Origin of the sequence: Streptomyces sp. JH002, from assembly GCF_050916115.1 — a bacterium.
GTDB lineage: Bacteria > Actinomycetota > Actinomycetes > Streptomycetales > Streptomycetaceae > Streptomyces > Streptomyces xiamenensis.
The window spans coordinates 1,340,052-1,353,813 of the sequence record NZ_CP087989.1 but is presented as its reverse complement, the minus strand read 5'-3'; the positions used below and the strand labels follow the sequence as shown (position 1 = coordinate 1,353,813).

Sequence of the window (13,762 nt, the reverse complement as noted above, 5' to 3'; positions counted from 1 at the left end):
GCGGGCACCAACCTCCCCGAACACCACACCTAGGCACCCCACCGCCCCAGGAAGGTCTCCATCGCCGTCACCGCCCGGTGCAGTGCCAGGACCGAGCCGGCGGGGTCGCCGGGGAGTTCGAGGGCGTGGTCCGCGCCCGGGATCTCCACCACCTCGTGCGGCAGCGAGGCCGCGATCGCCGGGTCCCACCAGCGTTCGTCGGCGGTGCCACCGATCAGCAGCGCGGGTGCGGTGGCCCCGGCCAGCGCGGCGGCCACGCCGGCGTCCCGCAGCAGCGGCGTCAGCCAGATCGCCGGCAGCCCCCGCTCCTGGGCCAACGGGGCGGCCATGGTGCCCAGCGATTTGCCGACCAGCAATCCGCAGGCACCGTCCTCCGCCGCGATCGCCTCCTCGGCCCGCTCCCGTACCCACGCCGCCGACCGGGCGGGGGACAGGTCCGGCGGGACCTGCCACCACAGTTCCCGGACCGTCCAGCCCGCCGCCAGCAGCGCGGCGCGGGCGAAGTGCAGCAACGGCCTCGCCGGCGAATAGCCCATCCCGGGCAGCACCAGCGCGACGCGGCCGGAGCCGCCCTCGAAACGGGTGGGAGTGGAGAAACGTACGGGATCGATGACGGGCTCTCGCATGGCCGCACGGTAGCCCTCCCGGGCCGGCCCGTCACAGCCAGGTGGCGAACTCCAGCAGCGCCTCGGCGTCCCTGCGGCGGTCCTCTGCATGCGCGCGGACGCCCGACTCCACCGCGCGGAACAGCGTCCAGCCGCGCAGCCGCTCCGGATCCACCTCGACCGACGCCGCCAGCTTCGTCATCCGGCGCCGGGTGATCGCCGGAGCGCCCGCGGAGGCGGTCAGATCGTGCAGCCGGTCCCGGGAGAGCCGGGCCAGGTCGTAGGCCCGCTCGCCCACCACCGGGTCTGGGCCCACCGCCAGCCACGGCGCCCGCCCGGTGTCACAGGCCAGCACCGCGCCCTGCCGGAAGTCCCCGTGCAGCAACAGCTCCTCCGGTGGGCCGGCCAGCAGTTCGGCGCGGGCCGCCAGCGCCTCCGCGATCAGCGGTCCCGTCCCATCCGGCAGCGCGGCGTCCGCCGTCAGCCCCGCCGTGCGCCCGGCCACGGTGGGGAAGGGGTGCCCCGCGCCCGGGTCGATCCACAGCCGGTGCAGCGCCGAGACCGCCTCCAGCATCGCCTTGGTCTCCGGCAGCGACCGCAGTGAGGTCTCCCCGTGCAGCCGCTCCAGCAGCAGCGCGCCGGCGTCCGGCGCCGCCTCCAGCATCCGGACCGCGCCGTGGCCGTCCCAGCGTGCCAGCGCCGCCGCCTCCAGTTCGGCGGAGTGGCCAGGCGCGCACAGCTTCAGCGCGGCCGGGGTGCCGTCCGCGCGCCGCACCAGCACGGTCATGCTGGTGCGACCGCCCGGGGCGGCCACCCGCTCCACGCTCAGATTCCATTGCCGGGTGAGCCGCGCCACCAGCTCCGGCAGCCCGGCCAGCCATGTGTCGGCCGCCGCGGGCTGGGCGCGGGTGAGGCGCAGCGGGGGCGCCAGATCGGGTGCCGCCGTCATGCGCCGCCGCCCGCGTACTCGGTGAGGCCGGGGAAGGCCGTTCCGGTGCCGCTCCACCGGGCCGCCCGGACCGCGCTCTCGCGCAGCGCCGCCGCGGCGTCCCGGCGCGACGCCCCCGTGGCGACCAGCACCAGATCCGCGTAGGCACCGGCCAGCCGCGCCTCCAGATCGGCGGCGAGCGCCTGCGCCGTGGCGGTGTCCGTCACCTCGAACGGCAGCGCGTACGCCGCGGCGGCCGCCTCCGGCACCGCGCCCAGATCCAACACCGTGCGCCGCAGCGCGTCGCGGCGTGCCCGGTGTCCTGTGTAGGCCTCGCGCACCTCCGCGTCCCGCTCCGCGCCGATCCGCGCGCCGACCACGCCGTAGCCGTACACCGCGGCGTGCTCGGCGGCGAGCGCCGCCTGGGTGGCGCGCAGCGCCGGGGTGTCGGGGACCTCGGCGGAGTCCTGGGCCCGCCGCGTGGTCCCCCGTGTCGTGCGCGTCATGCGCGGGCCTCTCCCAGCAGATAGACGTGGACCGAACCGGCCGCCGACAGCGAGGCGAGCAGCCGGGCCAGCTCGGGCGGGGCGTCGCCGAGGGTGCGCAGCCGCTCGTCGGCCAGGGCGCGTTCGGCCTCGATGAGCTCGGCGAGTGCGCCGTCGGCGTCGGACGGCACCCCGGGCGCGGAGCCGGGGGACGGAGCACCGTCCTCCTGAAGCGCCGTCAGCTGCGCCGCGACGGTGTCCCGCAGCGGGGTCAGTGTTCCGGCGAGGTCCGGGTGGGCGGCGGTGGTGGCGTCGTAGCGGGCGAGCAGCTTGGCGTTGTCCCGGGCGGCCCGCCGGCGCAGTCCCTCGGAGGTGGCGGCGGCCTCGCCGGAACGTTGGGGGCCGGCGTCGTCCGCCCCGGAGCAGCCGCTGAGCAGGCCGGTCAGGGCGGCGAGGGCGCCGCCGGTGAGCAGAAGGGTACGTCTGGGCAGCTCGATGGGCGGGCCGCTGGACATGGCTTCCCCGTACTTCCCGCGAGTGAGTTCATCCGATGATGCGTCAGCGGTATCTCCAGTGGAGATCACCGCAGGGTGAGCGTACCCGTGCGGTCAGCTCATCGGCCCGCGACCCCGGGATCGCGGCGTGCCAGGACCGCACGACAACGCGGTCGGCGTACGGTGCCACAGGCGATAGGCTGTGGCGGCGGGTCTGAGCCCCGCGCCCCCACCCCTCTGATCCCCACAACAGCAGACGCGGCCGAGGAGTCACCCGGATGAGCACGACCCAGATCGACAGGCTGCGGGAGCTGCTGGAGCCGCTGGCCGGGGAACGGGGGATGGACCTCGAAGAGGTGCGGCTGACGCCGGCGGGCAAGCGCCGCGTGCTGCGGGTCGTGGTGGACACCGACGAGGGAGTGGGCCTGGAGGCCTGCGCCGAACTGAGCCGCGCCGCCTCCGCCGCCCTCGACGCCGCGGATGTGCTCGGACCGACCCCGTACGTCCTGGAGGTCTCCTCGCCCGGCGCCGACCGGCCGCTGACGGAGCACCGCCACTACCGGCGTGCCACCGGCCGACTGATCAAGGCCGGGCTGCACGACGGCGGCGAGCTGACCGCACGCGTCATCGGCGTGGACGAGAGCGGCCTGGACCTGGAGGTCCCGGGCGTCAAGGGACGCCGGCCGACCGCCCGCCGGGTGGAGTTCGACGAGATCGCCTCCGCCCGGGTGGAGATCGAGTTCAGCCGCAAGACGGACGCTGACCCGGACAGCGACACAGACACAGAGACAGACACCGACGGTGACGAGAGCCAGAAGGAGGCGTAGTCGTGGACATCGATATGAGTGCCCTGCGGGGACTGGTGCGGGAGAAGGAGATCTCCTTCGATCTGCTCGTGGAGGCGATCGAATCGGCTCTCCTCATTGCGTACCACCGCACCGAGGGCAGCCGCCGTCGCGCACGCGTGGTACTGGACCGCGGCACCGGCCATGTGACGGTGTGGGCCAAGGAGGACGCGGCCGACCTCGAACCGGACGAGGACGGCGAGCGGCCCGAGCCGCGCGAGTTCGACGACACCCCGGACGGGTTCGGCCGGATCGCGGCGACCACCGCCAAGCAGGTCATCCTCCAGCGGCTGCGCGACGCGGAGGGTGACATCACCTTCGGCGAGTACGCTGGGCGCGAGGGCGACGTGGTGGCCGGCGTCGTCCAGCAGGGGCGTGACCCGCGCAGCGTGCTGGTGGACATCGGCAAGATGGAGGCCGTGCTGCCGCCGCAGGAGCAGGTGCCGGGCGAGTCGTACACCCACGGTTCGCGGCTGCGCTGCTATGTGGTGCGGGTGGCCAAGGGGGCGCGCGGCCCGTCCGTCACGCTTTCGCGCACCCACCCGAACCTGGTGAAGAAGCTGTTCGAGCTGGAGGTCCCGGAGATCGCCGACGGCTCGGTCGAGATCGCGGCGATCGCCCGCGAGGCCGGGCACCGCACCAAGATCGCGGTGCACTCCACCCGCTCCGGACTGAACGCCAAGGGCGCCTGCATCGGCCCGATGGGCGGGCGGGTGCGCAACGTGATGGCGGAGCTGCACGGTGAGAAGATCGACATCGTGGACTGGTCCGACGACCCGGCCGAGATGGTCGCCAACGCCCTGTCGCCCGCCCGGGTGAGCCGGGTCGAGGTGGTGGACGCGGCGGCCCGTTCGGCGCGGGTCACCGTGCCGGACTACCAGCTGTCGCTCGCCATCGGCAAGGAGGGGCAGAACGCCCGGCTGGCGGCCCGCCTGACCGGCTGGCGCATCGATATCCGCCCCGACACCGAGCAGCGGCAGCCGGACGCCGGGGAATGACCGCGGCGGCCGTGATGTTGTGATGTTCGACGCCCCGTGTGACGGGGCGGCGATCGTGCCGACCCCGGTAGGGGAGCGGTGCGTACGGGGAGGTAGAATCAACTGTGTCTGGCCGGACACATGTCCAGGCATGCCCGGAGCGGACGTGCGTGGGCTGTAGGCAACGCGCGGCCCGGGATGATCTGCTGCGTGCGGTGTTGGTCGAGGGGCGCTGTGTCCCTGATCCACGCGGTACGCTGCCCGGTCGGGGCGCCTATGTGCACCCCGTACCGGCCTGCGTCGAGCTGGCGGTCCGCCGTCGGGCGTTCCCCAGGGCCTATCGGACCCAGGGGCCGCTTGACACCGGAGAGCTGGCACGCTTGGTCGGCCGGATGGAAGCGCAAGAAACGCACCAAACGTAAGAAGCGCCGCGTGGTGGTCACCACGCGGTCCAGGTACCTCGCGAGTCGGAAGTAGGTCGAGATTGCGATGAGCACTCGATGAGTACGCGATGAGTACGCCCGTGAAATAGCGAAGGTCCGAGGGACGACCCACCCCGGACCGTAAGGAGCGAAGTGGCTAAGGTCCGGGTATACGAGCTCGCCAAGGAGCTTGGAGTCGAAAGCAAGGTCGTCATGGCCAAACTCCAAGAACTCGGTGAATTCGTCCGTTCGGCGTCCTCGACGATTGAGGCGCCGGTCGTCCGTAAATTGACTGATGCGCTCAGCGCGGGTTCTGGCGGAGCCAGGAAGTCCGCGAAGCCCGGTGCGCCGGGCAGGAGCGCCCCCAAGCCGGGTGGCGCGCCCAAGCCGGGTGCCCCCGGTCCCCGTCCGGGACCGGCCGCGCCCAAGCCGGGTGCGGCGGCCCCCAAGCCGGGCAACGCGCCGCGGCCGGGTCCCACCCCGCCGCCTGCCGCGCCCAAGCCGTCCGGCGCCAAGCCGGGCCCTGCGGCGCCCGAGTTCACCGCGCCGCCGAGCCCCGAGCCGGCGCCGCGTCCCGCCGCCCAGCGTCCCGGCCCCGCGGCCGGTCCTGGTGGCAACGCGCCCAAGCCGGGTGCGCGTCCGGCCCCCAAGCCGGGTGCCGCCGCGCCGAAGCCGGCCGGTGCCAAGCCCGCGGGTGAGGCCCGCAAGCCGGGTGGCCCCAAGCCGGGCGCCCGTCCCGCCGGCCCGCGTCCGGGCAACAACCCGTTCACGACCAGTGGCTCCACGGGCATGGCCCGTCCGCAGACCCCTCGTCCCGGTGGCGCGCCGCGCCCCGGTGGCCAGGGCCAGGGCGGTCCGCGTCCCGGTGGCGGTCAGCCGGGTGCGGCCGGTCCGCGCCCCCAGGCGCCCGGTGGCGGTCGCGCCACTCCGGGCAACATGCCCCGTCCGCAGGGTGCGGCCCCCGGTGGCCCGCGTCCCGGCGGCGGTAACCGTCCGAACCCTGGCATGATGCCGCAGCGTCCGGCGGCCGGTGGCCGTCCGGGTGGCGGTCCCGGTGGTCCCGGCGGCCGTGGTGCCGGTGGCGGTCCCCGCCCCGGTGGCGGCGGCGGTGGCGGTGGCTTCCGCGGTGGCGGCGGCGGTGCCCGTCCGGGCGGCGCCGGTCGTCCCGGTGGCGGTGGCGGCGGTTTCGCCGGCCGTCCCGGTGGCCCCGGTGGCGGTGGCGGCGGTTTCGCCGGCCGTCCGGGCTTCGGCGGCCGTCCCGGTGGCCCCGGTGGCCGTGGTGGTACGCAGGGTGCCTTCGGGCGTCCCGGCGGCCCGGCCCGGCGTGGCCGCAAGTCGAAGCGGCAGCGGCGCCAGGAGTACGAGGCCATGCAGGCCCCGTCGATCGGCGGCGTGATGCTGCCGCGCGGCAAGGGTGAGGCCATCCGGCTGTCGCGCGGTGCGTCCCTGACGGACTTCGCGGAGAAGATCAACGCCAACCCGGCGTCGCTGGTCCAGGTGATGTTCAACCTGGGCGAGATGGTCACCGCGACCCAGTCGGTCTCCGACGAGACGCTGCAGCTCCTCGGCGACGAGATGAACTACACCGTTCAGATCGTCAGCCCCGAGGAGGAGGACCGCGAGCTGCTCGGGTCCTTCGACATCGAGTTCGGTGAGGACGAGGGCGGCGAAGAGGCCCTGGTCAAGCGTCCGCCGGTGGTGACCGTCATGGGTCACGTCGACCACGGTAAGACGCGCCTGCTGGACGCGATCCGCAAGACCAACGTCATCGAGGGCGAAGCCGGCGGCATCACCCAGCACATCGGTGCGTACCAGGTCTCCACCGAGGTCCACGACATCGAGCGGAAGATCACCTTCATCGACACCCCGGGTCACGAGGCGTTCACCGCCATGCGTGCCCGTGGTGCGAAGTCGACCGACATCGCGATCCTGGTGGTCGCGGCCAACGACGGTGTGATGCCGCAGACGGTCGAGGCGCTCAACCACGCCAAGGCCGCCGATGTGCCGATCGTCGTCGCGGTCAACAAGATCGACGTCGAGGGCGCCGACCCGACCAAGGTGCGCGGTCAGCTGACCGAGTACGGCCTGGTCGCCGAGGAGTACGGCGGCGAGACCATGTTCGTCGACATCTCGGCGAAGCAGGGCACCAACATCGAAGGGCTGCTGGAGGCCGTGATCCTCACGGCGGACGCCGCCCTCGACCTGCGGGCCAACCCCACGCAGGACGCCCAGGGCATCGCCATCGAGGCCCACCTGGACCGCGGTCGCGGTGCGGTGGCCACGGTGCTGGTGCAGCGCGGTACGCTGCGGGTCGGCGACACCATGGTGGCCGGCGACGCGCACGGCCGAGTGCGGGCGATGCTGGACGACTCCGGCAAGAACGTCTACGAGGCCGGTCCGTCCACGCCCGTCCTGGTGCAGGGTCTGACCAATGTGCCCGGCGCCGGCGACAACTTCCTGGTGGTCGGCGAGGACCGTACCGCCCGGCAGATCGCCGAGAAGCGCGCGGCGCGGGAGCGCAACGCGGCCTTCGCCAAGCGCGTCCGCAGGGTCTCCCTCGAGGACCTGGACCGGGTGCTCAAGGAAGGCGAGTACCAGCAGCTCAACCTCATCATCAAGGGCGACGCGTCCGGTTCGGTCGAGGCCCTGGAGTCCTCGCTGCTCCAGCTGGATGTCGGCGAGGGTGTGGACCTGCGGGTCCTGCACCGCGGGGTGGGTGCGGTCACCGAGACCGACATCGACCTGGCGGCCGGCTCCGACGCCATCATCCTGGGCTTCAACGTGCGCGCCGAGGGGCGTGCCACGCAGGCGGCCGAGCGTGAAGGCGTGGACGTCCGGTACTACTCGGTCATCTACCAGGCGATCGAGGAGATCGAGGCGGCCCTGAAGGGTCTGCTGAAGCCCGAGTACGAAGAGGTCGAGCTGGGCACCGCGGAGATCCGCGAGGTCTTCCGCTCCTCCAAGCTGGGCAACATCGCGGGTGTGCTCATCCGCTCCGGCGAGGTCAAGCGGAACACCAAGGCACGACTGCTGCGCGACGGCCGAGTGGTGGCGGAGAACCTCAACATCGAGGGCCTGCGCCGCTTCAAGGACGACGTCACCGAGATCCGCGAAGGCTACGAGGGCGGTATCAACCTCGGAAACTTCAACGACATCAAGATCGACGACGTCATCGCGACGTACGAGATGCGGGAGAAGCCGCGCGTCTAGCGCGGTGGGCCGGGGCCGGTCGGCGGGGTGGGAAACTCCGTCGATCGGCCCCGGCCGTTCCCGTTACGATCACCAGCATGTATACCGGGACGTTGTCGTTCGACCTGCTGCTGGGGGACGTGCATTCCCTCAAGCAGAAGCGCTCCGTGGTCCGGCCCATCGTGGCGGAGCTGCAGCGCAAGTACGCGGTCAGCGCCGCCGAGGTCGGTGACCAGAACCTCCACCGCCGGGCCGAGATCGGCCTGGCCGCGGTCTCCGGGGACCACGGGCATCTGTCCGGACTCCTCGACGACTGCGAGCGGCTGGTGGCCGCCCGCCCCGAGGTGGAACTGCTGTCCGTACGGCGGCGGATCCACGGCGAGCACGACGAATAGCGAGCGGCACGCCCCCACGGGGCAGGCCGGACAGCAGGCAAGGAGAAGGACCAGTGGCCGACAAGGCGCGGGCGAAGAGGCTGGCGGACCTCATCCGCGAGGTGATCGCCCAGAAACTGCAGCGGGGCATCAAGGACCCGAGGCTGGGGACCAGGGTCACCATCACCGACACCCGGGTAACCGGGGACCTGCGGGAAGCGACCGTCTTCTACACGGTGTACGGGGACGAGAGCGACCGCGAGGAGGTCGCCGCCGGACTGAACAGCGCCAAGGGCATGCTGCGCTCGGCGGTGGGTGCGGCGGCGGGGGTCAAGCACACCCCGAGCCTGGAGTTCGTCCCCGACGCGCTGCCGGAGACCGCCCGCAACCTTGAGCACCTGTTCGATCAGGCGCGGGAGCGGGACGAGGAGGTGCGCCGCACCTCCGCCGGTGCCCAGTACGCGGGGGAGCCCGACCCGTACCGGGAGGAGGGCGAGCGCGCCGAGGACGACGCGAACGCCGCGGATGAGGCGGACACCGCGGACGGTGCCGGCCCGGGCAGCACGGACAGCACCGAGGGCCGTACCGACCGATGAGCAAAGCCAGCGGCGGCCCGGACGGGATCGTCGTCGTCGACAAGCCCGCCGGGCACACCTCGCACGACGTGGTGGCGCAGATGCGCGGCATCGCCCGCACCCGCCGCGTCGGGCACGCCGGGACCCTGGACCCGATGGCCACCGGGGTCCTGGTGCTGGGCCTGGGGCAGGCCACCAAGCTGCTGGGACACCTGGCGCTCACGGAGAAGGAGTACCTGGGCGTCATCCGGCTCGGCCAGACCACGGTCACCGATGACGCGGAGGGTGAGATCACCGGCACGGCGGGCGCCCCCGCCGTCGACCGGGCCGCCCTGGACGCCGCGGTGGCGGCGCTGACCGGCGACATCCTCCAGGTCCCGGCCAGCGTCAGCGCCATCAAGGTCGACGGCAAGCGGTCCTACAAGCGGGTGCGGGAGGGCGAGGAGGTCGAACTCCCGGCCCGGCCCGTGACGGTGCGGTCCTTCGACGTGCACCACGTGAGCACGACGGAGACCCCGGACGGCACCCCCGTGACCGACGTGACCGTGGGTGTGGTCTGCTCCTCCGGCACCTACATCCGGGCGCTCGCCCGCGATGTGGGCGCGGCCCTGGGCACCGGCGGGCACCTGACCGCGCTCCGCCGCACCCGCGTCGGCCCGTACGGGCTCGGCGGTTCCGGCGGTGCCCGTACGCTCGACGCGCTCCGCGCCGAGCTGCGCGTGCTGCCGCTGGACGAGGCCGCGGCGGCGGCGTTCCCGCGCTGGGACGTGGACGAACGCCGGGCCCGCCTGATCGGCAACGGCGTACGGATCGCGGCCCCGCAGCTGCCGCCCGGTCCGGTGGCGGTGTTCGGCCCGCAGCGGCACCTGGTCGCACTGGTCGAGCGGGTCGGCGAGGGGGACGCGCGGGCGAAGAGCCTGGCGGTCTTCGCCGCACCGGCGCAGGCACCGTCCCCGTCGTAACGCCCCCGTCCGGGGGCCGGGTACCTTGGAGCCGCGGCGGGCCACCGTGGCGGCCCATGAAAACGCGCAAGGAATCGGCGAGGAGCGAGAACGGTGCAGCGCTGGCGTGGCATGGCGGAGATCCCCGGTGACTGGGGGCGCAGCGTCGTCACCATCGGGTCGTACGACGGCGTGCACCTCGGGCATCAGCTGATCATCGGCAAGGCGGTGGAACGCGCCAGGGAACTGGGCGTTCCCGCGGTCGTGATCACCTTCGACCCGCATCCGAGCGAGGTGATCAGGCCGGGCAGCCAGCCGGCGCTGCTGGCCCCGCACGCGCGGCGCGCCGAGCTGATGGAGCGGCTGGGCGTGGACGCGGTGCTGGTGCTGCCGTTCACCAAGGAGCTGTCGCGGCTGTCACCGGCGGAGTTCGTGGTGAAGGTGCTGGTGGAGAAGTTGCACGCGCGGTCCGTGGTGGAGGGGCCCAACTTCCGCTTCGGACACCGGGCGGCCGGCACCGTGGCGACGCTGGCGGAGCTGGGGGAGAGCTACGGCTTCGACGTCCGGGTCATCGATCTGTACGTGCGCGGCGCGGTGGGGGAGGGCGAGCCGTTCTCGTCCTCACTGGCGCGCCGGCTGATCGCCGGGGGCGATGTGGCGGGCGCGGCGCAGGTACTGGGGCGGCCGCACCGGGTGGAGGGCGAGGTGGTGCACGGGGCGGCGCGCGGGCGCGACCTGGGCATTCCGACCGCCAACCTGGACGTGGTGCCCGGCACCGCGATCCCCGCCGACGGGGTGTACGCGGGGTGGCTGACGGCGGGCCGGGAGCGCTGGCCGGCGGCGATCTCGATCGGCACCAACCCGCAGTTCGAGGGCACCGCGCGCTCGGTGGAGGCGCACGTCGTGGACCGTACCGATCTGGATCTGTACGGGCAGTGGGTGGCGGTGGACTTTCACTCCTACGTGCGTGGGCAGGAGACCTTCGACAGCCTGGACGCCTTCCTGGCGCGGCTGGAGGAGGACAAGCAGCGGGTGCGCGAACTGCCCGCCTGAGCGAGCGCGGGACACCGGGACAGCACGCGCGATGGCCGCCGCCGACCGAGAGGTCGGCGGCGGCCGTCGTGGTGTGTCAGCGCTGGGGCGGCGGAGGCGCGCCCCAGCCGCCGGGCTGCTGCGGGAAGCCGTACCCGGGGTGCTGCGGGGGCTGTTGGGGGTATCCATACCCCGGCTGCTGGTGCGGCGGCGGGTACCCGTAACCCTGCGGCGGCTGCCCGGGGACCTGCCCCGGCGCCTGGCCCTGGCCCGGGAGCGGCGGTGCCATGTGCGGCGGCAGCCCCCCGTCCTGGGTCCACAGCCCCTGCTGCTGCTGAGCGCGGACGAAGTCCTCGGCGATCAGCGCGGCCAGGTCGAAGTAGGACTGCCGGGTCTTGGGCCGCATCAGATCCAGATCCAGTTCGGCACCGGCCGCCAGGTGTTCGTCGAACGGGGCGACCACCACGCCGCGGCAGCGGGTCTGGAAGTGGGCCACGATGTCCTCGACCTTCACCATCCGGCCGGTCTCCCGCACTCCGGAGATCACCGTGACGCTGCGCTGCACCAGCTCGCCGTAGCCGTGGGCGGCCAGCCAGTCGAGGGTGGTGCTGGCGCTGCTGGCACCGTCCACGGACGGGGTGGAGACGATGATCAGCTGGTCGGCGAGGTCCAGCACACCGCGCATCGCGCTGTAGAGCAGGCCGGTGCCCGAGTCGGTGAGGATGATCGGGTACTGCTTGCCGAGCACGTCGATGACGCGCCGGTAGTCCTCGTCGTTGAAGGTCGTCGAGACGGCCGGGTCCACGTCGTTGGCGAGGATCTCCAGACCGGACGGGGCCTGCGAGGTGAACCGGCGGATGTCCATGTAGCTGTTGAGGTACGGGATCGCGCCGACCAGATCGCGGATCGTCGCACCGGTCTCACGGCGCACCCGGCGGCCGAGGGTACCGGCGTCCGGGTTGGCGTCGATCGCGATCACCTTGTCCTGCCGCTCACTGGCGAGGGTGGCGCCCAGCGCGGTGGTCGTGGTGGTCTTGCCGACGCCGCCCTTGAGGCTGATGACGGCGATCCGGTAGCAGGACAGCACGGGGGTGCGGATGATGTCGAGCTTGCGCTGCCGCTCCGCCTCCGCCGCCTTGCCACCGATCCGGAACCGTGAACCCGCCTTGCTGGCCGGCTGGGAACGCTGCTTGTTGCGACGCTTGTCCTGCAGCAGCCGGTCGGAGGACAACTCCACGGAGGCCGTGTAGCCGAGCGCGCCCGGCTGGGCACCCTCGTACGGCTGTGTGCCGGGCCAGCCGGGCACGGCGCGGGGGTCCTGCGGCGGCTGGTGGGGCTGGCCGTGCTGCGCCGGCGGTACGGGCTGCTGCTGTGCGGGGTCGGCCGGCTGCGGCTGGGCGAACTGCGGCCCGGTGGGCTGCCCGTACGGGGGCGGGCCCGGCCGGTCGCTCTGATCGTCCTGGCCCGGCTGCGCGGCCCCCTGGTGGGGGAGCGGGTAGGCCATGCCGCCGGGCTGCTGGTGCTGAGGGTGCTGCTGGTGCGGCGGCTGGGGGTACGGCTGCCCCGGGGCGGGCTGCGGGTACGCGCCCGGCTGTCCCGGCGGGGTGGGCTGCGCGTACGGGGCACCGGGTTGCGGGCCGGAGGCCTGCGCGTAGGGGGCGCCGCCGGGCACCGGCTGCTGGTGCGGCGGGCCACCCGCGTACGGGGGGAGCGCCGTGCCCGCGCCGGGCCGACCGGGCTGACCCGGCTGGGCGTACGGGGCGCCCGGCTGCGCGTCCTGCTGCGGCGGTGCGGGTGACTGCGGGCCGGGCTGGGCGTACGGCGCGAGAGCACCGCCGGCTCCGCCCCCGGGCTGCGGCCCGGCCGACGGGCCCGCCGACGGCGGCGTGTACGGGGGGAGCGGAGTGCTGGGCGCGGGCTGCTGCGGAGCGGGAACGCTCGCGGCCGCGGGCCCGGCGGCCTGCTGCTCCGCCTGGGCGGCCTGCTGGAGGAAGGCCGGCGGAATGGCGTCCTGCGGCTCCTCGTCCGGCTCCGGGTCCCCGTCCGCCTCCTCCTCGACGGGGATCGGCGTCTCCGGCTCCGCGCGGGCGAACTCGACCCGGACGGGCGGCTGGTCCTGGGCGAAGCCCGAGGCACCCTTCGGGGTGAAGACGAATGTGGCGTCCGCGAGCTCCCCCGCGCCGCCGCTCACCCCGGCTGCGGAGGGCTCGGGCGCGTCAGTGGGCGGGGCGGTGGCCTCCGCCGGCTCCTCGGGGGCGGTGGGCTCACCCGGCGCACCCGACTCAACGGGCGCGGCCGGCTCGCTCGGCGGCGCCTCCGCCGGTACCGGGGGCTTGATCTGGAAGTCCGGCGGCAGCGGCGGCAGTCCACCGGGCGGCCCGGCCGGCGGCACCGGCGGCACGGGCCCCGGCCCGGCGGCCGGCGCGGGGTGCTGCGGCGGCCGCTGCTCCCCGATGGCCTTGCGCACGGCGGCGGCCGAGAACTGGAGCGTCGTGCTGTTCTGCGGCTCGCCCTCGCCGCGCGCGGGTTCGGCCTCCGGCTGCACGGGCGCCGGATCCGGCACGGAGACATCCTGCGGATGCAGTTCCGGGACCGGACCCCGGTCGATGGGGGCGGCCGGCGGTGGAACGGCGGCCGGCGGCGCGGCCGGAGCCGGGGGCGCGGGCGGGACGGAACTCACCGGCGGGGGCGGAGGCGTGGCAGCCCCACCCCCCGGCGCGCCGCCCGAATACCAGGCGGGCGGGGTGTAGTCGATGGTGAACTGCCCGGTGTTCTCGGGCTCCTCGTCGAGGAGCTCATCATCGGGCCGTTCGTCGGGGGAGGAGTTCTCCTCCCCGGTGCGAACCTTGTCCCGATCGGTGTTCACGACGCCTCCCGCTGCTGGTATTGCTTTCT

At 73.9% G+C, this 13,762-nt stretch carries 13 protein-coding genes; 8 read left to right on the top strand and 5 right to left on the bottom strand.

Going from position 1 to position 13,762, the window contains the following annotated elements; genetic code table 11:
- Positions 1–29 precede the first annotated feature (29 nt).
- Genes H7827_RS05685 through H7827_RS05670 form a run of 4 tightly spaced genes read right to left on the bottom strand, consistent with a single transcriptional unit; the run spans position 30 to position 2,533 of the window.
- Positions 30–626: an alpha/beta hydrolase gene (locus H7827_RS05685; RefSeq protein ID WP_432743150.1), complete on the bottom strand. Its 597-nt coding sequence runs from the start codon at positions 624–626 to the stop codon at positions 30–32.
- A gap of 31 nt (positions 627–657) precedes the next feature.
- On the bottom strand, positions 658–1,554 hold the full coding sequence (locus tag H7827_RS05680) for an aminoglycoside phosphotransferase family protein (protein WP_432743148.1): 897 nt from the start codon (positions 1,552–1,554) through the stop codon (positions 658–660).
- Positions 1,551–2,039 (bottom strand): ferritin-like domain-containing protein, encoded by a 489-nt coding sequence (locus H7827_RS05675; protein ID WP_432743146.1) that lies wholly within the window; start codon positions 2,037–2,039, stop codon positions 1,551–1,553. Before H7827_RS05675 ends, H7827_RS05680 begins: the two co-directional genes overlap by 4 nt.
- Positions 2,036–2,533 carry a hypothetical protein gene (locus tag H7827_RS05670; RefSeq protein WP_432743144.1) on the bottom strand — a complete coding sequence of 166 codons (498 nt, stop codon included), beginning with the start codon at positions 2,531–2,533 and terminating at the stop codon, positions 2,036–2,038. The genes H7827_RS05675 and H7827_RS05670 overlap by 4 nt, the downstream gene beginning before the upstream one ends.
- 257 nt (positions 2,534–2,790) lie before the next feature.
- Between H7827_RS05670 and rimP the strand changes: the two genes are divergently transcribed.
- The 8 genes from rimP to H7827_RS05630 all read left to right on the top strand — a co-directional run bounded on the left by rimP (position 2,791) and on the right by H7827_RS05630 (position 10,888).
- The gene (gene rimP / locus H7827_RS05665; protein WP_432743142.1) at positions 2,791–3,339 is read left to right on the top strand and encodes a ribosome maturation factor RimP; all 549 of its coding nucleotides are present in this window, start codon (positions 2,791–2,793) and stop codon (positions 3,337–3,339) included.
- A 2-nt stretch (positions 3,340–3,341) separates the two neighbouring features.
- Positions 3,342–4,355: a transcription termination factor NusA gene (nusA, locus tag H7827_RS05660; RefSeq protein WP_030738172.1), complete on the top strand. Its 1,014-nt coding sequence runs from the start codon at positions 3,342–3,344 to the stop codon at positions 4,353–4,355.
- A 104-nt stretch (positions 4,356–4,459) separates the two neighbouring features.
- On the top strand, positions 4,460–4,756 hold the full coding sequence (locus tag H7827_RS05655) for a YlxR family protein (RefSeq protein WP_078635853.1): 297 nt from the start codon (positions 4,460–4,462) through the stop codon (positions 4,754–4,756).
- 153 nt (positions 4,757–4,909) lie between these two features.
- Positions 4,910–7,966 (top strand): translation initiation factor IF-2, encoded by a 3,057-nt coding sequence (gene infB, locus H7827_RS05650; RefSeq protein ID WP_432743139.1) that lies wholly within the window; start codon positions 4,910–4,912, stop codon positions 7,964–7,966.
- 77 nt (positions 7,967–8,043) lie between these two features.
- On the top strand, positions 8,044–8,340 hold the full coding sequence (locus tag H7827_RS05645; RefSeq protein ID WP_030738161.1) for a DUF503 domain-containing protein: 297 nt from the start codon (positions 8,044–8,046) through the stop codon (positions 8,338–8,340).
- A gap of 53 nt (positions 8,341–8,393) precedes the next feature.
- The gene (rbfA, locus tag H7827_RS05640) at positions 8,394–8,915 is read left to right on the top strand and encodes a 30S ribosome-binding factor RbfA (RefSeq protein WP_432743137.1); all 522 of its coding nucleotides are present in this window, start codon (positions 8,394–8,396) and stop codon (positions 8,913–8,915) included.
- Positions 8,912–9,856 carry a tRNA pseudouridine(55) synthase TruB gene (gene truB, locus H7827_RS05635; protein ID WP_432743135.1) on the top strand — a complete coding sequence of 315 codons (945 nt, stop codon included), beginning with the start codon at positions 8,912–8,914 and terminating at the stop codon, positions 9,854–9,856. The genes rbfA and truB overlap by 4 nt, the downstream gene beginning before the upstream one ends.
- A gap of 93 nt (positions 9,857–9,949) precedes the next feature.
- Complete coding sequence (locus tag H7827_RS05630; RefSeq protein WP_386537175.1) at positions 9,950–10,888, top strand: bifunctional riboflavin kinase/FAD synthetase; 939 nt, start codon at positions 9,950–9,952, stop codon at positions 10,886–10,888.
- A gap of 76 nt (positions 10,889–10,964) precedes the next feature.
- Here the strand turns inward: H7827_RS05630 and H7827_RS05625 are convergent, their stop codons facing one another.
- Positions 10,965–13,733, bottom strand: a complete 2,769-nt coding sequence (locus H7827_RS05625) for an SCO5717 family growth-regulating ATPase (RefSeq protein WP_432743133.1) — start codon at positions 13,731–13,733, stop codon at positions 10,965–10,967.
- Positions 13,734–13,762 lie beyond the last annotated feature (29 nt).

What these genes read in the sequence shown, in the direction of transcription:
- H7827_RS05645 (WP_030738161.1), top strand. Translation starts at nt 8,044, where the DNA reads ATGTATACCGGGACGTTGTCGTTCGACCTGCTGCTGGGGGACGTGCAT.
- truB (WP_432743135.1), top strand. Translation starts at nt 8,912, where the DNA reads ATGAGCAAAGCCAGCGGCGGCCCGGACGGGATCGTCGTCGTCGACAAG.
- rimP (WP_432743142.1), top strand. Translation starts at nt 2,791, where the DNA reads ATGAGCACGACCCAGATCGACAGGCTGCGGGAGCTGCTGGAGCCGCTG.
- H7827_RS05675 (WP_432743146.1), bottom strand. Translation starts at nt 2,039, where the DNA reads ATGACGCGCACGACACGGGGGACCACGCGGCGGGCCCAGGACTCCGCC.
- H7827_RS05680 (WP_432743148.1), bottom strand. Translation starts at nt 1,554, where the DNA reads ATGACGGCGGCACCCGATCTGGCGCCCCCGCTGCGCCTCACCCGCGCC.
- H7827_RS05670 (WP_432743144.1), bottom strand. Translation starts at nt 2,533, where the DNA reads ATGTCCAGCGGCCCGCCCATCGAGCTGCCCAGACGTACCCTTCTGCTC.
- H7827_RS05685 (WP_432743150.1), bottom strand. Translation starts at nt 626, where the DNA reads ATGCGAGAGCCCGTCATCGATCCCGTACGTTTCTCCACTCCCACCCGT.